This is a genomic window from Variovorax monticola (genome assembly GCF_051216855.1).
In the GTDB taxonomy this organism is placed as follows: Bacteria; Pseudomonadota; Gammaproteobacteria; order Burkholderiales; family Burkholderiaceae_C; genus Variovorax.
In genome coordinates, this window is sequence record NZ_JBPJZP010000001.1 from 938916 (window position 1) to 960256 (window position 21341).

Genomic DNA, 21341 nt, shown 5'->3' on the forward strand with positions numbered 1-21341 from the left:
GCGCGCAGTCTATCCAAGACCGCTGCTTTGCCTGTCGCCCGTGCGGCTTCCACCCCAGCGAGGGAGAACCTGCTCGATCCGAAGAAGGCTACGAAGCCCACATCGGCAAAAGCCACTAACGGCACGTATTACTGAAGCATCACGCGCAGCGGCTCTGCTGCTTCGAACACCCCGAATGCTAGCCTTGCGCGCTGGATCGGCTTCGCATCCACAACGCGACCGCTTCCAACTCCTCGGCCGTGAACCTGCCGAGCAGCTCCTGCGCGGTCGGGTCGACCATCGGCGAGGCCACGAGGTCGGCATACATCGCAAGCCTGCGCGATTCGAAATCCCGGGCGGTCAAGGCGAGCGGCATTTCAGCGGTGAAGCGCCCACCGGCCCTGAGCCGCACACGCACCTGTTCCTCGATGGTCTGGGTGTTGGCCACGTAGATGTTGACCAGGCTCTCGCCGGCCGCTGAGTGAAAACAGGTTTCCAGGGCGTTCCGGCTGATCTTGGCGGGAGTGCGCCTGCGGCCTTCCTTGTGAAAGAAATACAGCCAGTCTTCGGCGTTGTCCGGGTTGGTCCATTCGTCGTTCATGCGTCGGCGTGCCGTGTGGCAACAAGTGAGTCCAGACGCATGGTCGAAGCAATGGCGCAATGCCGCCAGGAGGCCATTGACGCCACGGTCTGTAGGCCGATCTCATATCCGAGGAAAAAGTCACACGCCCAAGCGTGTGGCGCCGTCAGATGCCGGCCACGCCGCGCTGAAGTGCGAAGTCGAGAAGCACGCGATCGGAGGGCTCCTCCGGCCAGGTGGTCTGGGCCACCCACTTGTAGAACGTGCTGGCCGCCACGCGGCTGGCGGGACCGTCGCGCCGCCAGGCGCGGGCGATGGGCAGGGCCAGCTGTTCCAGCCGCTGCGCTTCGAACTGGCTGCGCAACTCGCCTTGCGAGGGCGGTTGCATTTCGGCGAACATCGCGCGGGCCTGGGCCATGCGGTCGTTTTCCCAGAGCTCGCGGATGCGCTGCATGCGGTCGGACGGCGAGAGCGAGATCACCGGATGCGCTGCGGTGTTAGTGCTCGCTGACGCCGCTGGCTTTGCCGTGTCGGCAACTGGCAGGGACTTGACGGCCGCATAGCCCTTCTTGAGCGCGTCCTTGAAATACGCGGCGGGCGATTTGAGCTCGGGCATGGTCGGGCTGAGCAGGCGCTGATCGACGTGGTCGAGCGTGGCGCGCAACTGGTTCTCGTCGGTGGTGGCGTAGAGGTCTTGAGCCTCTTCCTGCTTGATGCCGAGCGCGATGAGCCGGCCCACGAGCGCCAGGTCGAAGACGTTGCGCTCTGCGTTGGGAATGTCACCCAGGCGCTGCTGCACCTTGGGGATCACGCGGAACTGGATCTCCTCGATCTTTCGACCGCGCTTGTGCTCGATGAGCTCGATGCTGAAGTCTTCGCACAGGGCGTCGATTTCGGCCAGGGCCTTGGAGATCACGTCGCGCTTGAGAAAGCGGTAGTCGACCTCCTTGATGTCGCTGCGCCCGGTCAGCACGGCTGCCCACCACACCACGTCCTCGCGCATCGACAGGCGCCCGGGCGATGTGAGATAGCGCGCGCCGATCTCGTACAGCACGGCGGCGGAGTAGCTGCGCATCTGGCCGCTGATTTCGAGCAGCACGCGGGTGTACTGGTGCGGGCGCACCAGACGCTCCTTGATCTCCTCCGGATAGCGCCAGGTCACCATGCAGGGGCGTCCCCTGCCCTGCTCCTCGATGGTGACGGTGCCGAGCAGCTGGGACGACACCCAGCGCTTCAGCGCGGGGCCGCTGGTCGACCATTCGATGGTCGTCGCCTGCATGTCGCGCAGGTGTGCCTTGAGCAGTTCGGTGTTGTTGGAGTTGAAGCGTGCGTCGCCGATGAGTTCGCTCAGCGCGAGCTTGTAGACGGGTTCGTCCACGCCCTGGCGCTGCGAGTGGTACAGCAAGGCGTTGTAGATGCGGCGCGAGAGCAGCGTGAGGCGCCCGCGCTTGGGGCGGATGGCGATGGCTTCGTTCGCCTTGGCAACGCTTTGCTCTTCCGCGGTGGGAAGCTGGCGCGGAGCGCTGGGGGGAACGTCTTCCTCGGCCATGTCTGATGTATCGCAATTGCTTGGGTTCACATCATGCCTTCGTATTGTGAATGGGTCAAATCACAAAGAATCGGCCCGTCTTGTTCTATTTGATAAATAACACTTGGAAAATTGAAGAGTTTGGCAAGTGAAATTCTTGTTGCATGACAAGGACTTGGCGCGGGTTGTGTGAGTGATTCTGGGATTCAATGTGAGATCGGCTGGGATTTGATGTGAGATCGATTGGGGTTCTTCAGCCGTTGTTGTGTGTATCTATGGGGTTTGATGTGAGTGGATATGGGGTTCTTGCCATCCCAAGGGTGCCTTTTCTGCAGTTCCGCCCTGTTATCTGTCCTGAATGAGCCTCGACAGAGCACAGGGGGCACCCGGGGAGGGCGCAACACCGCAAAATCGCCCCTTGTGCAAGGGCGTCAGGACGGGGTTCCCTATCGGTTCTCACATTAGGCAGGTGTGCGAAGACTGAGGAATCGGTATAACTTGTTCATTCGATGGATTCTCGTAGAATTGGCGGATTCTGTCGAATAGGGTCTACCCAATGTCCGTCCCCGTGCCTCCCGTCAGTGGAAACCAGGTTTCCACCGACACCCAGTCGCCCCCGAGGCAAGTCATCAACATGGAGCGCATCGCGGGCCTTGCCACGCGGGCCGGTTCCATGGTCGAGCAGATCCGCGGGATGCTGCTGGCCCCCGAGGCCCGCAAGATTCCGCCGGTCTATTCCACTGCGCAGCTCGCTGCGCTTTGCGGTGTCGACAAGGCGCACGTGGCCTATCGCATCACCAAGGAAGATCTTCCGGCCGGCCGCCTGACGCCTTCGGGCGGCAAGCGCACCTTCGAACTCGAAGAACTCCGCCGCTGGACGCGCACCTACCGCGCCGACAAGATGCGCCCGACCGGACGCAAGGCGATCACCATCGCCGTCGGTAACTTCAAGGGCGGCGTAGCAAAGACGACCACCGCGATGGTGCTGGCACAGGGCCTGAGCTTGCGGGGCCACCGCGTGCTGGCGATCGACACCGATCCGCAGGGCTCGCTCACCACGCTGCACGGCTTGCTGCCCGAGGCCGAGGTCACGGAAGACATGACGATCGGCCCGTTGTGCGATGGAACCGAGAGCGACATCCGTTATGCGATTCGCTCCACGTACTGGGACGGCCTCGACCTGGTGGCTGCAGCCCCGTTCCTGTTCTCGGCCGAGTTCGCCCTGCCCGCCCGCCAGATGCAGGAGCCGGGTGCGAAGTTCTGGGACGTGCTCAATGTCGGGCTTGAAAGCGTGCGCGATCTGTATGACGTGATCGTCATCGACACGCCGCCTTCCCTTTCTTACGTGACGATCAATGCGCTCTGGGCGGCGAACGGCATCGTGGTGCCTGTGCCTCCGTCGGGGCTGGACTTTGCTTCGTCGGCACAGTTCTGGTCGCTGCTGGCCGACCTTGGTTCCAACCTGGACGGTCAGAGCAAGGACCGGGAGGGCAAGGCCTTCGAGTTCCTGCACGTGCTGCTGAGCCGCGTCGATGCGGCCGATCCGGCCATGCCGGCTGTTCGGCAATGGATCCAGGCGACCTACGGCGAGTACACGCTGCCGGTAGAAATTCCCAAGACCAGCGTGACGAGCAACAAGGCCGCCGAGTTTGCGACCGTCTATGACGTGCAACGGTACGAAGGCGCAGCGAAGACTTACAAGCGTGCCGTGGATGCGTACGACGCGTTTGTGGAACTGGTCGAGCAATCCGTGGTCGGCGCATGGTCCGCGCAAGGGAGAGCGCGCTGATGGGGGAGAACCGCATTCAAGACAGAATGACTTGGAGCGCCAGGAGTAGCCGGGTGACCGGCACCGGCGTGGAAACCTGGTCTCCACGCGGCGTGTTGCAGTGGCAAGGCGAAGGTCGGAAAGCCGGACCGTTGAGGAGTCCAGTCTGCGCATTTGCCAATACGGGAAAGCTCTCCAAAGCGCGCTGTGCCCGGCGCGAATTTCCCGTGGCTGTGGAAACCAGGTTTCCACAGCCATCGGTTCACGCGTGCCCTTGCGTGGAATCGACGCGTAGCGCACGCCAGAAAATCGATTGGAAGTTGGAAGCGGAGTCTTCCCTTCTCACCAACGGGCGCCATCGAGTTGCGCCCCAACAGCGACGGACAAAGCCGCCGTCGCCGCCGATCGGGGTGTCGCGATCCCCGCTTGTGGAAACCTGGTTTCCACGTTTCAGGAGTCCGCACCATGTCTAGTACCCGAAAGCGCCTCGAAGCGCTGACTGCCAACCTGTCTCTTCCGCAGGCGCCTGCAATGCCCATCGACCTGCCCAAGGCCGCACCCGCAGAAGAGCCGACAGCGCCACACGCGGCGACGGGCGTGGAAACCAGGTTTCCACCAGCCGTCGGCGGCAGCCACGCCCCGCGCACCGGCCCCGGCCAGATGCTCGCGTTCCGCGGACAGATCCAGCAGGTCGAAGGAGAGATGGCAACGCTGCGCGAAAAGCTGCGCCAGTACGAAGGCTCCCTGCCGACGCGCAAGATGGACCCCGCCACGATTCGCCCAAGCCGCTGGGCCAACCGCCACGAGTCTTCGTTCAAGACCAGCGAGTTCGCAGGGCTCAAGGCCGACATCGAACATGCGGGCGGTAACGTCCAGCCGATTCTTGTTCGGCCGCTGAAGGAAGAGCCTGGGCAGTTCGAACTGGTTTTCGGTCATCGGCGCCACCGTGCGTCGCTGGAGCTGGGTATGCCAGTGCTGGCGTCGATCTGGGTGGACGACCTTGGCGATGCGGCGCTCTTTGCGGCCATGGACCGGGAAAACCGCGAGCGCGCGGACTTGTCTCCGTATGAACAGGGCGTGATGTACCAGCGTGCGCTGGAAGAGCAACTGTTCCCGACGCAGCGCCAGCTGGCAGAAGGGCTGGGGGTCAGCCATACCTGGGTTCGCAAGGCGCTGATGGTGGCGCAGCTGCCGTCGGCTGTCGTGGAGTGTTTCAGGTCTCCGCTGGAGATCAGCTTCCGTCATGCCGAACAGGTCAACGCCGCCATGGCGCTGGACCGACGCGGGCTGCTCAAGCGCGTGGAAAAGTTGCGGGGTCAGACCTTGTCTCCTGCGCTGGTGCTGGCGCGCCTGCTGGATGCGCCGCCCGGCTTCGAGCGCACAGAGCGCCTCGAGGTTCAGGCCGACGGCCAGAAGTTCGGCACACTGGTGCGATCGAAGGCAGGGGAGGTGACCATCACCCTGACCTCAGGCGCCGCCATCGGGGCGTCTGTGGAGGTGCTGGAATCCGCGATCGCTGATGCGCTTCGCAGGGCGCGCAGCTTCAGTTGAACCTGATCGAGGGCGGGCACTCTGCCCTTGATGTGAGATCCATTGGGATTCCAACCCGGTTGCACGAGCCGCTACTACACCTTTCAGCAGTTCCGGGTGAAAGATTTCTTCAAGAAGTGGGCGCAGGCTTCAACGCGATTTACCTGCCGCGACAACAGGTTGCCGCAAGTATCTAGATCTGGTTGCAGATGTACCGTCGAAGTTGCGGCCGGAGGCGCTGAAAATGCCCCTGCCGCGCGAAACCAGGGCCTTCCAGCCCATGTTCGCCGGAAGGCCCAGACGGCGACGTTCTCATTAATTCCAATCAGATCAACAAGTTAGTTCAAGGTCACATCGTGGAGTCTAGAAATGCATCCAAATATTGCATGAATGATTATTCGGCTAATCATCGAAATAGAATGCCCTCTCACTACACAGTTCATCACCTCATAGGAACTCATGACATCAACCGGCCCGTCATCCCCTTTCGCACACTTCGATGACGAGACCCTCGCGGAATTGGCACTGACCTGGCGCGCCCGCGCGCACCGTGGCGAGCGGGAAGCCTTTGGCACCGCACACGCGCTGGAAGTCGAAGTGCGCCGTCGCATGCGCGAAGCTGAAGAGTCCGCGCCCATGCCACCTGAAGAAGCAGCTGCGCCGGCGCCCGAGCGCGCCTGGTGGAAGTTCTGGCACTGAGCTGACAAGCACACAGCATCCCGCCCCATGACCAAGCTGCCGCCCCGCAAACTGCACCGAGGCCACTTCGCCTTCATGCGGGCGTTGGCCCAGGGCATCGACGAGCGCACTGCCTGGGACCGGTACCTCCGCCTGGAAGGCGAGCACACCGACCTGCGGGTCGTGCGCCGCACCATCGCCTGGATCCGCGACGAGTTCGCCGCCGCTGCGCGCAGGGAGCAGCGGCCCGGCACCGCCCGCCTGATCCTGCTCGATCCCGAGCAGTTCTCCCCGGCGGCTCCGTTGCCGAGCCTGAGCGACTTCGCACAGGCGCAGGGCCTGGAGGACTTCTCGGAAGCCGAGCAGATCGAGGCGTACGAAGCCGCCTTCCCGGGGGGGGCGCACCAGGGCGGCGGCGCCGGCCGCGCGTCCCGCCGCGCACGCGTCGTCGAGCGTCAGCTCGAGGCGTTGCGCTGGCTCGAAGGCCACACGGCGCAAGACCCCCGTGCGGCCGACGGTGTCTCTGCCTGGCTCAACCCCGCCGTGGCCGCGCGGCTGGAGCTCGGCGGCCTGTCGACCCTTGCCGCGCTGGTCGCGCGCATCAACGAAGCGGGTGCGCGGTGGTGGGTGAGGGTGCCGGGCGTCGGCGAACGCAAGGCCGCGCGCATCCTCGACTGGCTGCGCGCCAACGAGGAGCCGCTGGGCCTTCGCGTGGGCACGCATGCCGCCCACCGGCGCCGCCAGGTGGGCCCGCTCGACCTTGCCGCGGTCGTGCCGCCCGGCGCCGCCTTGGTTCCGTTCGAGAAGTTCGTGGCGCCCGCCGAGCTGGACGGGCGAGCCGGCCGCTACCGCGCCCCGCCGGACCAGTGCCTGCTGACGGCCCAGACCGACCATGAAGCCATCGGCGCCTGGCTCGCGGCCAAGCGCTCCCAGGACGCGGCCGGCGAACTCTCGCCCACCCAGCGTTCCTACCGCAAGGAAGCCGAGCGGCTGCTGCTGTGGGCCGTGCTCGAGCGCAAGACCGCCCTGTCGTCGCTCGGCGCCGAGGACGCCGTCGCCTACCGCCTGTTCCTCGGCGACCCGCCCGCCGCGTGGTGCGGCCCGCGCCACAACCAGCGCTGGTCACCGCTGTGGCGGCCGCTCGAAGGGCCCCTGGCGCCTACGGCGCTGCGCCAGGCCATGTCCATCCTGCGCAGCCTGTTCGCCTTCCTGATGCGCCAGAACTACCTCACAGGCAATCCTTTCGCCGCCATGACCGAGCGGATCGACGCGCCGCGCGCGCTGGGCCTGCACCGTACGCTGAGCCTTGCGCAGTGGGAGCACCTAGATGCGCTGCTCGCGGGCCACGCCGCGACCGAAGCCGGCCGTCGCCTGCGCCGCGGCATGCGCTGGGTCTACGCCACGGGCCTGCGGTTGTCCGAAATCACGGGTGCCACATGCGGCGACCTCCAGCAGGTGGTCTATCGCAGGCCCGACGGCCGCGACGCCGGCGGCTGGCTGCTGTCGGTCAAAGGCAAGGCCGGGCGCCAGCGCGAAGTGCCGGTGCCGGCCGAGCTGGTGACCGATCTCGAGGAAGAGCTCGCGCACCACGGCTTCGAGCCCCGCGTCGGCGCGCAGGGCAACCGACACATCCACGTGCTCGCCCGTTTCGACCTGAAGCCCGTGCACCCCAAGCCGTGGTCGGCCTCGGGCTTCTACAGCGCCATCAAGCTGTTCCTGGCGCAGGCCGCCCGCATGCTCGACGATGTGCAGGCAGAGCATCTGCAACGCGCCAGCATCCATTGGCTGCGCCATGCCCACGGCGCGCACGCGCTGCAGGGCAGGGCAGGGCGCCCGCCCGTGCCGATCCAGGTCGTGCAGAACAACCTGGGCCACGTGTCGGTGGGCACGACGGCCGGCTACCTGAGCGCACAGAGCAGGGCGGGCCTGATGGAAATGCAGGGCTTCTGGACACCGGCCACCGAGCCGGCGCCCGACACGCCCCGCTAGCCGCGAACGAGTTCGCCGGTCAGCGCGTCGCGGATCTCGCTCGGCCTCGCGAGCCCACCCACGGCGCCGTCGACCAGCACGTCGATGCCACTTGGAAAATACGACAGCACCTCGCTCGCCGTGCGTGCGGCCGGACGGCCATGCGGATTGGCGCTGGTCGACACCAGCGCACCGCCGAAGGCGCGGCACAGCGCGCCCGCGCCGGCGTGGGCCGTGACACGCAGCGCAATGCCCGGATGCCGGCCCGACACCCATGCCGGCACCTGCGCGCTGCGCGGAAAGATCCAGGTGAAGGGCCCGGGCCAGCTCGCCAGCACCCGCTCGAGCGCGACCTGGGGAACTTGCGCCATGTCGATGTAGGGCGCGACCTGCGCGAAGTCCGCAGCGATCAGCAACACGCCCTGCGCGACCTCGCGCTGCTTGAGCATGCAGATGCGCGTCACCGCCGCCTCGTTCGACGGATCGCAGCCCAACCCCATGACGGCTTCGGTGGGGTAGGCCACGACGTCGCCGGCACGCAGGCGTTGCGCCACGCGTTTTGCTTCGGCTGTCGAATCAGGGAAGGTCTGCATGGTCGGGGACGTCACCGGTGGAATGGAGTGCGCCAGTCTATCGACGCGGCGGGCTCGGAGCGTCGCCAAAGTAAACTCGACACCCCCTCCGAATGGACCGTTCAGGCACCCGTTCGCATGCGAGGGCCAGACCCAACGCACCACGTCTTTCAGCGCTTGCAGCAGCCCGTGGCCCGCGATACGCGACGACGCGCGCAAGGCCCGAGAAGCACCGGCCGACAGGCCGACCCATCCCCCGGGAACCGATGCGCGCCATGGCGTCTCTGATCCCCCTTACCTGCATTTCCATGACCAACGCTTCCACTTCTCCACCCCTCACCGGCGAGACCATCGACCGGGACCGCCTGAAGCGACTGCTGGCCGAGGCGCAGTGCGCGCTGCACTTCGCGCAATGCGACTTCGACGGTGCCGACCTGTCCGACCTCGACCTGCGCCGCGCGCAGTTCGTCGGCTGCAGCTTCGCCGAGGCCACCTTGCGCAAGACCGTGCTGGCCGACACCCGCTGGACGGCGTGCCGCGCGCGCCAGGCCGACTTTCAGATGGCCGACCTCACGGATGCCCGCTTCACGGCCTGCGACCTGAACAACACCGGCTGGCACCGCGCCAGGCTGTCCGCCACGCGCTTCACCGAGGTCAAGCTCACCGGCGCGCACTTCCACGAAGCGCAGGTGCTCGGCATCGGCTTTCACGACTCGCTGCTCGCGGGTGCCGACCTGCGCGGCATGTCGTTTCGCAAGCAGACCCTCGAGCGGCTCGACCTGTCCGATGCGGATCTCGGAGGCTGCGACTTTCGCGACGCCGTGTTCGAAGGCGGCAGCCTGCGCGACGCGAACCTCAAGAACGCGCGCTTCGACGGCGCCGACCTGCGCTCGGTCGACCTGGGCGGCCTGCGCATCGCGAACGTGGCGCAGCTCTTCAAGGGCGCGATCATTTCCTCGGATCAGGCCGCCGCGCTGATCGGCGAGCTCGGCCTGCGCGTGCTGTGAGCAAAAGGTATTTCTTCTTCCGATGAACAACGAAATTCGCGACACCGGCGCCGAACTCTCGCGCTTTCGCCGCCGCCTGCTGGTCATCGCCTGCGTGGTGCTCTTCGGCTTCGGCCTGATCGGCGCGCGGCTGGTCCACCTGCAGGTCGTGCGCTACGACGAGCTGGCCGAGCGGGCCGAAAGCAACCGCACCGCCATCGTTCCCATCGTGCCCAACCGCGGGCTGATCCTGGACCGCAACGGCGTGGTGCTGGCGTCCAACTACGCCGCCTACACGCTCGAAATCACGCCGTCCAAAGTCGGTGACGCCGGGGCCGTCGGCACCGCCATCGACGAGCTGGGCACCCTCGTGGAGGTCACGCCCGGCGACCGGCGCCGCTTCCAGCGCCTGCGCGAAGACTCGCGCAGCTTCGACTCCATTCCGATCCGCACCCGCCTGAACGACGAAGAGGTGGCCCGCTTCGCCGCGCAGCGCTACCGCTTTCCGGGCGTGGAGATCAAGGCGCGCCTGCTGCGCAGCTATCCGCACGGCGAGGTGGCGTCGCACGTCATCGGCTACATCGGGCGCATCAACCAGCGCGAGAAGACCGCGATGGAAGACTGGGAGGAGGGCGACCGTGCCAACTACCGCGGCACCGACCACATCGGCAAGCTCGGCGTCGAGCAGAGCTACGAGACGGTGCTGCACGGCCAGACCGGCGCCGAGCAGATGGAAACCTCGGCCGGCGGGCGCGCCGTGCGCCGCCTCGCGCGCCATGCCGCGGTGCCGGGCCAGACCGTGATGCTGTCGCTGGACATCAAGCTGCAGAAGCTGGTGGAAGACATGTTCGGCGAGCGCCGCGGCGCGCTGGTGGCCATCGACCCCAAGACTGGCGAGGTGCTGGCCTTCGTGAGCAAGCCCACCTTCGACCCCAACCTGTTCGTCGAAGGCATCGACACCGAAAGCTGGAAGGCGTTGACCGAGTCGCCCGACAACCCGCTGCTGAACCGCGCGCTGCGCGGCACCTACCCGCCCGGCTCCACCTACAAGCCCTTCATGGCGCTCGCGGCGCTGCAGACTGGCAAGCGCGCGGCCGCCAAGGTGGAGAACGACCCGGGCTACTACAACTTCGGCGGGCGCACCTTCCTCAGCCACCGCGGCGGGCTGGGCGGCGTGGACATGCACCGGGCCATCCAGCATTCGAGCAACACCTACTTCTATTCGCTCGCCACCGAGATGGGCGTGGACCTGATCCACGACTTCATGGCGCCGCTGGGCTTCGGGCAGATCACCGGCATCGACCTGATGGGCGAGGTGCGCGGCGTGCTGCCGAGCACCGCGTGGAAGCGCAATGCGTACCGGCGCGCCGACATGAAGCAATGGCACGCGGGCGAAACCATCTCGCTGGGCATCGGCCAGGGCTACAACAGCTTCACCATGCTGCAGCTCGCCTCGGCCAACGCCACGCTGGCCAACGCCGGCGTGCGCTACCAGCCGCACGTGGTGCGGGCCATCAAGGACACCGTCAGCGGCCAGGTCGTGCAGCAGGTGCAGCCGCCGGCCCAGGACCTGGGCTACGCGCGCAAGCACGTCGACGTCGTGCGCAACGCCATGGTCGCGGTCACCCAGGGCGGCACCGGCACGCGCGTGTTCGCGGGCGCGCCGTATGCGTCGGCCGGCAAGACGGGTACCGCGCAGGCCGTGGGCCTGAGCCCCAAGGCGCGCGCCAGCGGCAAGGCGCTCGATGCGCGCCAGCGCGATCACGCGCTCTACATGGCCTTCGCGCCGGCCGCGGACCCGACCATCGCGGTGGCGGCCATCGTGGAGAACGCGGGCTTCGGCGCGGCCCATGCGGCGCCGATCGTGCGCCGCGTGTTCGACTACTGGATCGCAGGCCAATACCCGAACGAAGCCGACATGGCGGCCGTGCGGGCGGGAACGGCAGGGGCGCCGATCGGCAAGCCCTTGCTGGCGAGCGAGGTGCCGACGCTGGAGAGCCGCGCGGAAACCGGCGGCACGCAGGACGACGCGGCCGAGCTGTAGAACCCGCCGGGTTCAGGCCCTGCGCTTGAACATCGCCGAGGCACCGCTGGCCTGCGCCACGTCCTCGGCCGACAGCAGCAGCGTGGGGCCGAGTTCGAGCATGCGTTCTTCCGTCAGGCGCACCAGCGGCCCGGCGATGGTGATGACGCCGATCACCGCACCGTTGCCGTTGCGCACCGGCGCGGCCATGGCCGTCATCGCCGGCGCGAACACCTCGTTGATCGTCGCGAAGCCGCGCTTGCGCGCCGCGCGCAGGTATGCCAGCAACGCCTTCACCGTGGTCGGCGCCTTCGGGCCGTAGTCCTCGGGCTTGCCGAAGCCCTGCCTGGCGACCAGCTGAAGGGCCTGTTCGTCCGTCATGGTGGAGAGCCACGCGTGGCCGGCCGAACTGCATGAAAGGTTCACCGACAGGCCCATGTCGGGGTCGTAGCGCAGGCCGCGGGTGGCGCCTTGCGCCTTGGCGACGAAGGTGAGCTCGTCGCCGTCGACCACGGCGAGCCGCACCAGCTCGCCCGATTCGGCCGCCAGCCTGTCGAGCAGCGGCTGCGCCACGTCGACGATGCCGCTGTTGCTCAGGAAGCTCAGGCCCAGCGACACCAGCTTGATCGTGAGCATGTAGTCGCCGTGGCTCTGGTCCTGGCGCACATAGCCGCAGCGGATCAGTTCGGTCAGAAGGCGGTGGGTGGCGCTCAACGGCATGCCCAGCGCGCCCGACAGGGCCGACAGCGCGCGGCCTTCGGGATGGCCGGCCAGGTGTTCGAGGACCTTGAAGCTGCGTTCGAGTATGGCGGTCATGGCGTTCGGAAGGTGGGGCAGACGCCACTCTAGCGTTTTTGCCAAGTGTTTTCACTAGTGGAAATACTTTCCACTTTCAAATTAAGATCGCGCCGCCCGGGGCCTGGAGGCAGCAACGGACCGCCCCGACGAGCACCTACAACACAGCAGGAGATCATCTTGAGCACGCTTCATCGTTCACTGGCCGCGGCCGGCCTTGCCCTGGCCCTGGTGGGTTCCGCCTTCGCGCAGGACGTGCAGGAGCGCGTCATCCGCTTCGGCCACCTCAACAACGCCGACCACCCGGTGAGCTTCGGCGTGAAGCGCTTCGCCGAGCTGCTCTCGGCCAAGAGCGGCGGCAAGATGAAGGTGCAGGAGTTCCCCGCCTCGCAGCTGGGCAACGAGATGCAGCAGCAGTCGGCGCTGCAGGGCGGCGTGCAGCAGATGTCGGCGCCGGCCACCACCTCGCTGGCGGGCATCGTGAAGGAGTTCGGCCTGGTGGACTTTCCGTTCGCGGTCGGCAGCTTCGCGCAGGCCGATGCGCTGCTCGACGGCCCGCTCGGCCAGCAGCTCATTGCCAAGCTGCCTGAGAAAGGCCTGGTCGCGCTCGGCTACTGGGACCTGGGCTTTCGCAACGTCACCAACAGCAAGCGCCCCATCACCAGGCCCGAAGACCTAGAGGGCCTGAAGATCCGCGTCATTCCGAACCCCGTGTTCCTGGAAACCTTCAAGGCCTTCAAGTCCAACCCGGTGCCGATGCCCTTCGCCGAGCTGTACGGCGCGCTCGAGGCCAAGGCGGTCGACGGCCAGGAGAACCCCTACGCGGTGATCCTGTCGAACAAGTTCTACGAAGTGCAGAAGTTCGTGAGTGCCACGAACCATGTGTACGCGGCCAACATCGTGCTGGTCAGCAAGAAGTTCTGGGACTCGCTCACGCCCACCGAACAGAAGTTGATGCGCGAGTCGGCCGACGAGGCGCGCGGCTACCAGCGCCAGGTGAGCCGCGCCGCCGCGCAGAAGGCCGTGGGCGAGCTGCAGGCCAAGGGCGCGCAGTTCAACGAGCTCGCCCCGTCCGAGCAGGCGCGCATGCGCCAGATCGCCAAGCCCGTGACCGAGCGCTTCGCCGCGAGCTACGACCCCGCCCTCGTGAAGCTCTACAACGACGAGCTCGCGCGCATCCGCAAGTAACTACGCCACCCCGAACAGCCACACGCCCCCGCCATGAAAATCCTCGTCCTGCACGGCCCCAACCTCAACCTGTTCGGCCGCCGCGAACCCCACATCTACGGCAAGACCACGCTCGCGGAAATCAACGCGCAGCTGGGCCGACTCGCGGATGAACTCGGCGTGACGCTGGACATCCTGCAGTCCAACCACGAAGGCGAGCTGATCGACTTTCTGCACGCGAACATCGACGACGCGCAGGGCGCGCTGATCAACCCCGCCGGCCTCACCCAGCACGGCGTGCCGCTGCACGATGCGATCAAGGCCATGCCGTTTCCGAGCATCGAGGTGCACATGTCGAACATCGCCGCGCGCGAGGCCTGGCGCGCGCACTCGATCATTTCGCCGGCGGTGAAGGGCACCGTCCAGGGCCTGGGCCCGCAGTCGTACCTCGCCGCGCTGCGCGCGCTGGTCGAGATGCAGCGGCAAGACGCCGCGGCCTGACAGAGAGCCACGAAATGAACCAATGGATCGACAGGTGCTGCGGCGCCATCGAAGCCCTGATCGCGGCCGCGCTCGCGGTGATGGTCGTGCTGGTCTTCGGCAACGTGGTGCTGCGCTACGGCTTCAACTCGGGCATCACGCTGTCTGAGGAAGTGTCGCGCTGGCTCTTCATCTGGATGACCTTCCTGGGCGCGGTGGTCGCGCTGAAGGAGCACGGCCACCTGGGCGTGGACATGGTGGTGCAGAAGCTGCCGCCTGTCGGCAAGAAGATCTGCCTGGCCGTGGGGCACGTGGTCATGCTGTACATCGTGTGGCTGCTGTTCCAGGGCAGCATGGCGCAGACGCGCATCAACTGGGACGTGACCGCGCCGGTCACAGGCGCCTCGATGGCGGTGGTGTACCTGTCGGGCGCGGTGTTCTCGGTGCTGGCCGCGTTCATCCTCGCGCTCGACCTGCTGCGCCTGCTGACCGGGCGCATCGCCGAGAGCGACCTCGTGATGGTGAAGGAGTCCGAAGAGGCGGTGCAGCTGCAGCAGATCCTGGGCGCGCAGGGCGACGCACGGGGAGCCGGCAAATGACAATCGCCGTCTTCGTGGGTTCGCTGCTGCTGGCCATGGCGATGGGCATTCCCATCGCGTTCTCGCTGCTCGCCAGCGGTGTCGCGCTGATGTGGCACCTCGACCTATTCGACGCACAGATCCTCGCGCAGAACGTGATCGGCGGGGCCGACAGCTTTCCGCTGCTGGCCGTGCCGTTCTTCATGCTGGCCGGCGAGATCATGAACGTCGGCGGGCTGTCCAAGCGCATCGTCGACTTCGCGCTGGCGCTGGTCGGCCACGTGAAGGGTGGCTTGGGCTACGTGACCATCATGGCCGGCTGCCTGCTGTCGGCGTTGTCGGGTTCGGCCGTGGCCGACGCGGCCGCGCTCACCGCGCTGCTGCTGCCGATGATGGTGAAGGCCGGTCACGACAAGCCGCGCGCGGCCGGGCTCATTGCGGCCACCGGCGTCATCGGCCCGGTCATTCCGCCGAGCATCGGGCTGGTGATCTTCGGGGTGGCGGCCAACGTGTCGATCTCCAAGCTGTTCCTGGCGGCCATCGTGCCCGGGCTGCTCATCGGCGGCGCGCTGTGGGTCACCTGGGCCTGGCTGGTGCGGCGCGAAAAAATCGTGCCGCCGCCGCGCAAGCCGGCCGCCGAAATTCTCGGCGCGTTCCGCAAGGCGCTGTGGGCGCTGATGCTGCCGGTCATCATCCTGGTGGGCCTGCGCATGGGCGTGTTCACGCCGACCGAGGCCGCGGTGGTGGCCGCCGTGTATGCGCTGTTCGTGTCGACCGTCATCTACCGCGAGATCACCTGGCGCGACCTGTACGGCATTTTCGTGAGCGCGGCCAAGACCAGCGCCGTTGTGATGTTCCTGATTGCCGCGGCCATGGTCAGCGCGTGGCTCATCACGGTGGCCGACCTGCCGGCGAAGGTGGTGGGCCTGCTGCAGCCCTTCATGGGCAACCAGATTCTTCTGATGATCGCGATCATGGTGCTCGTGATGGTGGTGGGCACCGCGATGGACATGACGCCGACCATCCTGATCCTCACGCCGGTGCTCATGCCCATCGTGAAGGCCGCGGGCATCGACCCCGTGTACTTCGGCGTGCTCTTCATCATCAACAACTCGATCGGGCTGGTCACGCCGCCGGTGGGCACGGTGCTCAACGTGGTGGCCGGCGTCGGAAAGATATCGATGGACGATGTCACGCGCGGCGTGGTGCCTTTCATGATCGCGGAGTTCGCCGTCATGTTCCTGATGGTGCTGTTCCCATGGCTGGTGACGGGACCGGCCAAGTTGTTTCACGGTTAGAAAAACGCACAAGGAGACTTCCGCATGAAGAGTTCGACCAGGGTTTCGACAAGGACCAGGACCATGACCAAGAGGGTCTTCGTGGCAGCCATCGCCGCGCTTGCCACGGCAGCCATGTCCGGCGCCGGTGCGCAGGTGAAGGAGCGCACGCTCAAGTTCGCGTTCCAGAACCAGACCGGCCATCCGCAGGCCCAGGGCGCGCAGAAGTTCGCCGACCTGGTGGCCGCCAAGTCCGGCGGCAAGATGACCGTCAAGCTGTTCGCGGGCGGCGCGCTCGGCGGCGACCTGCAGACCGTGTCGGCGCTGCAGGGCGGCACGGTCGAGCTCACGGTGCTGAACGCCGGCATCCTGTCGGCGCAGGTGAAGGAGTTCGCGGCCTACGACTTTCCGTTTCTGTTCAACAGCGGCAAGGAAGCCGACGCCGTCACCGACGGCCCCTTCGGCCAGAAGCTGATGGCCAGGCTGGAAGACAAGGGACTGCACGGCCTGGGCTACTGGGACCTGGGCTTTCGCAATCTCACCAACAGCAAGCGGCCCATCGTGAAGGCGGACGACATCGCGGGGCTGAAGATCCGCGTCATCCAGTCGCCCATCTACATCGACCTGTTCGGTGCGCTGGGCGCCAACGCCACGCCGCTGCCGTTCCCCGAGCTGTATCCGGCGCTCGACCAGAAAGCGGTCGACGGTCAGGAGAACCCGAACACCACCATCCTGTCGTCCAAGTTCGCCGAGGTGCAGAAGTACATCACCCAGACGCGCCATATCTACAACCCGCAGGCGCTGCTCGTCAGCAGGAAGACCTGGGACGGCATGAGCGCGGACGAGAAGAAGATCATCACCGAGGCGTCGAACGAATCGACCGCGTTCCAGCGCGAGGTGTCACGCGGCGCGGCCGACAGCGCGCTCGATGCGCTGAAGAAGGCGGGCATGACCGTGTCCGAGCTGCCACCGGAAGAAATGGCCAAGCTGCGCACCAAGGTCAGGCCGGTCATCGACAAGTACGCGGCCTCGGTGGGCGAGGCGACGGTGAAGCAGTTGATGGCGGAGATCGACAAGGCGCGCAAGTAGGGCGCAGGAGTCGCGTCGCAGGCCCGCCTTTCGGGAGGCGGCGCACCCCGCCCAAGCTTTTCAGCGGTCGCTCAGAACTTGTACCGCGCAATCACCTGCGCACTGCGCGGCGCCCCGTACGTTCCCGAATACCACCAGCCCGACATCGATGCGATGTACTTGCGGTCGAACAGGTTCTGCACGTTGAGCGTGACCGACAGCTTGTCGTTGACGTCGTAGCGCGCCATCAGGCTGGCCACTGCGTAGGCGCTCTGGCGCGCGGTGACGGTGCGATCGATCTGCCAGGCCTCCCCCGTGTAGCTGATGCCGCCGCTCCATTCCACGCCGCCGCCCAGCGTGAGCCGGCGCCATTCGCCGGGCAACCTGTACGTGGTCCACAGCCGGGCCATCTGGCGCGGGAAGGTGGTGTTGATGCGCCGGCCGGTCGCGTCCTTGGAGCCGCTGTAGTTGTACGAGGCCGTCAGGTTCCAGTCGCGCGTGAGTGCACCGTTGAGCTCCAGGTCGATGCCTTGGGTCTTCGCTCCCTTCACCGCGCGCGATGCGGTGTTGGTGGTGCCGGGAACGAACTGCCCCTCGTCCACCTCGGCCAGGTTGTCCTGCCGGATCTGGTAGACGGCGGCGCTGCTGGTCAGGCGGCCGTCCAGAGAGCTGCTCTTGATGCCGGCCTCGTAGGTGTTGCCCTCCTGCGGGTCGAGCATCACGCCGCGGCGGTCCAGCGATGTCTGCGGGTTGTAGATGGTCGCGAAGCTCGCGTACAGCGTGTGGTTGGCGTTCAGGTCGTACACCAGCCCGGCGTAGGGCGTGAACACGCGCCGCTCGGACGACGGGTTGCTCGCGTCGTAGCCGGCGGTGGTCTTGGTGATGTAGTCGCTGTCGTAGTTCATCACCTTGCCGCCCACGATGAGCTTGAGCTGGTCGCTCAGCTGGAAGCGGCCCGCACCGTAGATGCTCTTCTGGCGGCGCGTGCTGTCGAAGGTGACGAAGCGCTCGCCGAACACGGGGCTGCCGCCGTTGTCCCAGCGGTACACGTTGACCGGCGCACCGTCGAGTCCCGAGATGTCGAAGCTGCCGTGGGTCAGGCTGCGGAAGTCGGTGTAGTCGAAGCCGATCACGGCCTCGTGCTGTCGACCGAACAGGCTGAAGGGGCCGCCCAGCTTCACGTCGACGGTCTTGGTGCGCAGGTCGTAGTCGCGGCGCTCGCCGTTCAGGTGGAGGCCGTCGCCGGTGAACTTGTCGAACAGGCCGCTGTTGACCGCCAGGTAGACGGAGTCTTCCCGCTGCCTGGAGCGCAGGGAGTTGGCCGAGACCTTGAGCTTCCAGTCGTTGGCGAGCGACTGCTCCAGCGCCAGGAAGCTGCTGGTGGAATTGGTGTCGAAGCGGTTGTTGCGGCTGGCGCCGCTGAACGACACGGGAAAGTCGGTCTGCTCTGCGCTGCTGTTGAACAGCGGAAAGCCCAGGTACGAAAGCGATCCGCGCGACCGGTTCTCCTGGTGGTCGATGCCCGCCGTGAGCTTGAGCGACGCGCTCAGGTCCGCTTCGATGACGCCGTAGAACACGTCCTTCTTCTTGCTGTAGTGGTCGATGTAGCTGTCGCCCTGCTGGTGCAGCGCCACCATGCGGCCGCGCACGCTGCCTGAAGCATTGAGCGGCGTCGACAGATCGAGCACGGCGCGCCGGTCGCCCCACGAGCCGGCGCTGGCTTCGACCGAACCCTGGAAGGCGGCCGTGGGCTTCTTGCGCACCAGGTTGATCACCCCCGACGGGTCGCCCGCGCCCGTGGTCAGGCCCGATGCGCCGCGCAGCACCTCGACGCGGTCGTACAGGGCCATGTCGGCAATGCTCTGCGTGGGCAGCGCGTCCAGGCCCAGGAACTCGCTGTGGGTGCTGACGCCGTCGAGTTGGTAGTTGGTGATGGCATAGCCGCGCGCGCTGGCGGCGGAGCGTTCGGTGCCGAGCACCGAGGTCGAGATGCCCGGCGTGCGCGCCAGCACCTGGTTGACGCTGGTGAGGTTCTCGTCCTCCATGCGCTGCTGCGTCATCACGCTGATCGACTGCGGCGTGTCCTTCAGGCTCAGGTTCAGCCCGGTGGCCGCGACGCTCGGGCCGCGCGCGGCGTAGCTGCCCGTGCCCTCCGTGGTGCCCGAGCGGTCGGCCAGCGCCGTGACGCGCACTTCGGCCAGCGCAGCGCTCGCTTCGGCTGCCGTTGCTGCCGTTGCTGCCGGTGCGGCCGACGCGGCACCGCTCTCGGTGGCGACGACCGTCAGCGCCCCGCCGGGTGTCTGCGCCAAGGCCAGCCCGCTGCCCGCAAGCGCCTGCTGCGCGGCCTGCGCCACGGTGAAGCGCCCTTGCACGGCGTGGGCGCGGCGCCCGGCCACGAGGGCGGGGGCGGCGCTGATGGTGCGGCCGCCCTGGCGGGCAATGCGTGCAAGCACGATGCCCAGTTCATCGGCCTGCAGGCTCCACGTCATCGCGCCGTCGGCCACGGCCGGAGAGGCGGAGAGGGTCTGTGCGAACGGCGCGGTGGCGCATGCGAGCAGGGCGGCCAGCGCCAGCGTTGCCTTGCGAGCGGGCATGCGTGTGGCGGCCGGCAGGCGGGCGGGCGGAAGAAGGGGCAGTGTCACGTCGGACATCCTCGAAGCGGTTCTGGTTGATCGGAGCGTTCAACCCTGTATGTCCCGCGAGGTGTCGCGAACCCGTCAGTCGATGCGCGTCGATGCGATGCCGATGCGTGGGTCAGGCGGCGCGCACGTCCACGTACACCAGCCAGTCGCCCCAGCGGCGCACGCGCAGCGGCAGCGTGTCCACCAGGGCCTGCAGCACGTCCATCGGCCGGTCCAGCGGGTAGACACCGTAGACGCCGACGCGCGCCGCCTCGGGGCTCGCGCGCAGGATGGCAGGCGTGTAGGGGCGCAGGGCCTCGAGCACGTCCGACAGCGGCTGGTCGTGCACCTCGAGCACGCCGGTGGACCAGGCGCTCGGATCGATGCGCGCGGCGGACACCGCCTCGATGCGGTCGGCGTGCATCCAGGCGCTGCGCCCTTCGGGCAAGTCGATGCGGGCCTCTTCCTGCCGTGGCGTCAGGCGCACGCTGTGTTCCAGCACCGAGACCAGCGTGCGAGCGTCGTCCTGGCGCACCATGAAGCGCGTGCCCAGCGCACGCACGCTGCCCTGCGCGCTCTGCACGACGAAGGGCCGCTGCGGGTCGGCCGCGACCTTGACGATGAGCGCGCCCGCGCGCAGCTGTACAAGCCGTTGCGTGGCGCTGAAGTGCAGGTCGGCCGCCGAGCGTGCGTTGAGCAGCAGGTCGCTGCCGTCGTCCAGCACGAAGCGCCGGCGTTCGGCGGTGCCGGTATGCAGGTCGGCCGACCACGCCGTCAGCGGCGCGCGCCGGTCGGCCCACAGGGCACCGCCGCCGCCCGCGGCGCCCAACAGCGCCACCGTGGCACTGCCGAGCAATGCGCGGCGGCGGGCGCTATGGTCGGGCGGCGTGCTCAGGGCACGCACGCCGGTGGGCGCGTGGCCGCCCGTCTGCAACCGGGTCAACGCCGGAGCGATCCGCTGGCTCAGCCGCTGTTGCAGCGTGGCCCACGCCGCGGCATGGGCGGGGGCGGCGGCGAGCCACGCCGAGAAGGCCTGGCGGTCGCTGTCGTTGTCGTGGCCCGAGTCGAGCCGCACCAGCCAGTCGATCGCCTGCTCGGTCACGGCGTCGAGCAGCGGGGCGCCGGCGTGCCCCGGCGCCTCAGGCATCGGGTTGCGCCGGGCAGGTGTACAGGTGCACGATGGCCTGCTTCACGTAGCGTTCCACCGAGGTGACCGACACGCCCATGCGCGCCGCGATGTCGCCGTAGGCCAGCCCTTCGAGCTGGCGCAGCAGGAAGGCCTCGCGCACCTTGGGCTGCAGGCCGTCGAGCCATCGGTCGAGCGTTTCGATGGCCTCGCGCACCAGGGCATACGTTTCGGGCGAAGCCGCCAGCGCTTCCGGCTGGGCGGCGAGCGCGTCGAGCCACGCGCGCTCCAGTTCGCGGCGGCGCCAGAAGTTGTAGAGCACGCGCTGCGCCAGCGTGGTCAGGTAGGCGCGCGGCTCGCGAATCGCCTGCACCTGGCCGCCCATGATGACGCGCACGAAGGTGTCCTGCGTCAGGTCCGCGGCGGTGTGGCCGTCGCCCAGGCGGCGCCGCAGCCAGGCCTGCAACCAGTCGCGGTGCTCGCGGTAGAGCGCGTCGATCGGGGCTGCCGCAGCGGGGGAGGACATGAAACGAATAGTTTGTTAATGAGAATTACTCTCATTCTATCCGGCGCTGTGCGGCGCCCCGGGGAAACGCAGGCACGGCCGCACAATGCGC

At 67.2% G+C, this 21341-nt stretch carries 18 protein-coding genes; 11 read left to right on the plus strand and 7 right to left on the minus strand.

All coding sequences use genetic code 11. The features are described 5' to 3' along the window. Window positions 1-178 precede the first annotated feature (178 nt). Both ACSFA5_RS04240 and ACSFA5_RS04245 read right to left on the minus strand, forming a co-directional pair. On the minus strand, window positions 179-580 hold the full coding sequence (locus tag ACSFA5_RS04240; RefSeq protein ID WP_435442760.1) for a hypothetical protein: 402 nt from the start codon (window positions 578-580) through the stop codon (window positions 179-181). A 145-nt stretch (window positions 581-725) separates the two neighbouring features. Continuing rightward, complete coding sequence (locus ACSFA5_RS04245) at window positions 726-2108, minus strand: RepB family plasmid replication initiator protein (RefSeq protein ID WP_435442761.1); 1383 nt, start codon at window positions 2106-2108, stop codon at window positions 726-728. 613 nt (window positions 2109-2721) lie between these two features. On the opposite strand from ACSFA5_RS04245, the gene ACSFA5_RS04250 reads away from it, so the two are divergent. From ACSFA5_RS04250 to ACSFA5_RS04265, 4 genes are all read left to right on the plus strand, one after another. Continuing rightward, a complete protein-coding gene (locus ACSFA5_RS04250) occupies window positions 2722-3876 on the plus strand; it encodes an AAA family ATPase (RefSeq protein WP_435442762.1) in 1155 nt (384 codons plus the stop codon). A gap of 444 nt (window positions 3877-4320) precedes the next feature. Next, window positions 4321-5406, plus strand: a complete 1086-nt coding sequence (locus tag ACSFA5_RS04255) for a ParB/RepB/Spo0J family partition protein (protein ID WP_435442763.1) — start codon at window positions 4321-4323, stop codon at window positions 5404-5406. 438 nt (window positions 5407-5844) lie between these two features. Further along, entirely contained in the window at window positions 5845-6084 is a 240-nt protein-coding gene (locus tag ACSFA5_RS04260; RefSeq protein ID WP_435442764.1) for a hypothetical protein, read from the plus strand. A 27-nt stretch (window positions 6085-6111) separates the two neighbouring features. Beyond that, window positions 6112-8052, plus strand: a complete 1941-nt coding sequence (locus ACSFA5_RS04265; protein ID WP_435442765.1) for a phage integrase family protein — start codon at window positions 6112-6114, stop codon at window positions 8050-8052. On the opposite strand, the gene tsaC is transcribed toward ACSFA5_RS04265, so the two are convergent. Continuing rightward, on the minus strand, window positions 8049-8624 hold the full coding sequence (gene tsaC, locus ACSFA5_RS04270; protein WP_435442766.1) for an L-threonylcarbamoyladenylate synthase type 1 TsaC: 576 nt from the start codon (window positions 8622-8624) through the stop codon (window positions 8049-8051). The genes ACSFA5_RS04265 and tsaC overlap by 4 nt on opposite strands. 287 nt (window positions 8625-8911) lie before the next feature. On the opposite strand from tsaC, the gene ACSFA5_RS04275 reads away from it, so the two are divergent. Then, window positions 8912-9610, plus strand: a complete 699-nt coding sequence (locus ACSFA5_RS04275; protein WP_435442767.1) for a pentapeptide repeat-containing protein — start codon at window positions 8912-8914, stop codon at window positions 9608-9610. Between the two features lie 22 nt (window positions 9611-9632). Next, complete coding sequence (gene mrdA, locus ACSFA5_RS04280; RefSeq protein ID WP_435442768.1) at window positions 9633-11633, plus strand: penicillin-binding protein 2; 2001 nt, start codon at window positions 9633-9635, stop codon at window positions 11631-11633. Window positions 11634-11645: 12 nt separating this feature from the next. On the opposite strand, the gene ACSFA5_RS04285 is transcribed toward mrdA, so the two are convergent. Then, window positions 11646-12428 carry an IclR family transcriptional regulator gene (locus tag ACSFA5_RS04285; RefSeq protein ID WP_435442769.1) on the minus strand — a complete coding sequence of 261 codons (783 nt, stop codon included), beginning with the start codon at window positions 12426-12428 and terminating at the stop codon, window positions 11646-11648. Between the two features lie 159 nt (window positions 12429-12587). Between ACSFA5_RS04285 and ACSFA5_RS04290 the strand changes: the two genes are divergently transcribed. From ACSFA5_RS04290 to ACSFA5_RS04310, 5 genes are all read left to right on the plus strand, one after another. Further along, window positions 12588-13595 carry a TRAP transporter substrate-binding protein gene (locus tag ACSFA5_RS04290; RefSeq protein WP_435442770.1) on the plus strand — a complete coding sequence of 336 codons (1008 nt, stop codon included), beginning with the start codon at window positions 12588-12590 and terminating at the stop codon, window positions 13593-13595. Window positions 13596-13628: 33 nt separating this feature from the next. Beyond that, entirely contained in the window at window positions 13629-14075 is a 447-nt protein-coding gene (locus ACSFA5_RS04295) for a type II 3-dehydroquinate dehydratase (protein ID WP_435442771.1), read from the plus strand. A 14-nt stretch (window positions 14076-14089) separates the two neighbouring features. Continuing rightward, window positions 14090-14653, plus strand: a complete 564-nt coding sequence (locus ACSFA5_RS04300) for a TRAP transporter small permease (RefSeq protein ID WP_435442772.1) — start codon at window positions 14090-14092, stop codon at window positions 14651-14653. Beyond that, on the plus strand, window positions 14650-15930 hold the full coding sequence (locus tag ACSFA5_RS04305) for a TRAP transporter large permease (protein WP_435442773.1): 1281 nt from the start codon (window positions 14650-14652) through the stop codon (window positions 15928-15930). The genes ACSFA5_RS04300 and ACSFA5_RS04305 overlap by 4 nt, the downstream gene beginning before the upstream one ends. Before the next feature lie 63 nt (window positions 15931-15993). Continuing rightward, window positions 15994-16998: a TRAP transporter substrate-binding protein gene (locus ACSFA5_RS04310; RefSeq protein ID WP_435442774.1), complete on the plus strand. Its 1005-nt coding sequence runs from the start codon at window positions 15994-15996 to the stop codon at window positions 16996-16998. 71 nt (window positions 16999-17069) lie between these two features. Here the strand turns inward: ACSFA5_RS04310 and ACSFA5_RS04315 are convergent, their stop codons facing one another. The 3 genes from ACSFA5_RS04315 to ACSFA5_RS04325 form a co-directional block, all read right to left on the minus strand. Next, window positions 17070-19628, minus strand: a complete 2559-nt coding sequence (locus tag ACSFA5_RS04315) for a TonB-dependent siderophore receptor (protein WP_435442775.1) — start codon at window positions 19626-19628, stop codon at window positions 17070-17072. Window positions 19629-19731: 103 nt separating this feature from the next. After that, on the minus strand, window positions 19732-20745 hold the full coding sequence (locus ACSFA5_RS04320) for a FecR family protein (RefSeq protein WP_435442776.1): 1014 nt from the start codon (window positions 20743-20745) through the stop codon (window positions 19732-19734). After that, entirely contained in the window at window positions 20738-21250 is a 513-nt protein-coding gene (locus ACSFA5_RS04325; RefSeq protein ID WP_435442777.1) for a sigma-70 family RNA polymerase sigma factor, read from the minus strand. The genes ACSFA5_RS04320 and ACSFA5_RS04325 overlap by 8 nt, the downstream gene beginning before the upstream one ends. Between the last annotated feature and the right edge of the window lie 91 nt (window positions 21251-21341).

Coding starts and splice junctions, on each gene's coding strand:
- ACSFA5_RS04240 (WP_435442760.1), bottom strand. CDS start 580: ATGAACGACGAATGGACCAACCCGGACAACGCCGAAGACTGGCTGTAT.
- ACSFA5_RS04245 (WP_435442761.1), bottom strand. CDS start 2,108: ATGGCCGAGGAAGACGTTCCCCCCAGCGCTCCGCGCCAGCTTCCCACC.
- ACSFA5_RS04250 (WP_435442762.1), top strand. CDS start 2,722: ATGGAGCGCATCGCGGGCCTTGCCACGCGGGCCGGTTCCATGGTCGAG.
- ACSFA5_RS04255 (WP_435442763.1), top strand. CDS start 4,321: ATGTCTAGTACCCGAAAGCGCCTCGAAGCGCTGACTGCCAACCTGTCT.
- ACSFA5_RS04260 (WP_435442764.1), top strand. CDS start 5,845: ATGACATCAACCGGCCCGTCATCCCCTTTCGCACACTTCGATGACGAG.
- ACSFA5_RS04265 (WP_435442765.1), top strand. CDS start 6,112: ATGACCAAGCTGCCGCCCCGCAAACTGCACCGAGGCCACTTCGCCTTC.
- tsaC (WP_435442766.1), bottom strand. CDS start 8,624: ATGCAGACCTTCCCTGATTCGACAGCCGAAGCAAAACGCGTGGCGCAA.
- ACSFA5_RS04275 (WP_435442767.1), top strand. CDS start 8,912: ATGACCAACGCTTCCACTTCTCCACCCCTCACCGGCGAGACCATCGAC.
- mrdA (WP_435442768.1), top strand. CDS start 9,633: ATGAACAACGAAATTCGCGACACCGGCGCCGAACTCTCGCGCTTTCGC.
- ACSFA5_RS04285 (WP_435442769.1), bottom strand. CDS start 12,428: ATGACCGCCATACTCGAACGCAGCTTCAAGGTCCTCGAACACCTGGCC.
- ACSFA5_RS04295 (WP_435442771.1), top strand. CDS start 13,629: ATGAAAATCCTCGTCCTGCACGGCCCCAACCTCAACCTGTTCGGCCGC.
- ACSFA5_RS04300 (WP_435442772.1), top strand. CDS start 14,090: ATGAACCAATGGATCGACAGGTGCTGCGGCGCCATCGAAGCCCTGATC.
- ACSFA5_RS04305 (WP_435442773.1), top strand. CDS start 14,650: ATGACAATCGCCGTCTTCGTGGGTTCGCTGCTGCTGGCCATGGCGATG.
- ACSFA5_RS04310 (WP_435442774.1), top strand. CDS start 15,994: ATGACCAAGAGGGTCTTCGTGGCAGCCATCGCCGCGCTTGCCACGGCA.
- ACSFA5_RS04315 (WP_435442775.1), bottom strand. CDS start 19,628: ATGTCCGACGTGACACTGCCCCTTCTTCCGCCCGCCCGCCTGCCGGCC.
- ACSFA5_RS04320 (WP_435442776.1), bottom strand. CDS start 20,745: ATGCCTGAGGCGCCGGGGCACGCCGGCGCCCCGCTGCTCGACGCCGTG.
- ACSFA5_RS04325 (WP_435442777.1), bottom strand. CDS start 21,250: ATGTCCTCCCCCGCTGCGGCAGCCCCGATCGACGCGCTCTACCGCGAG.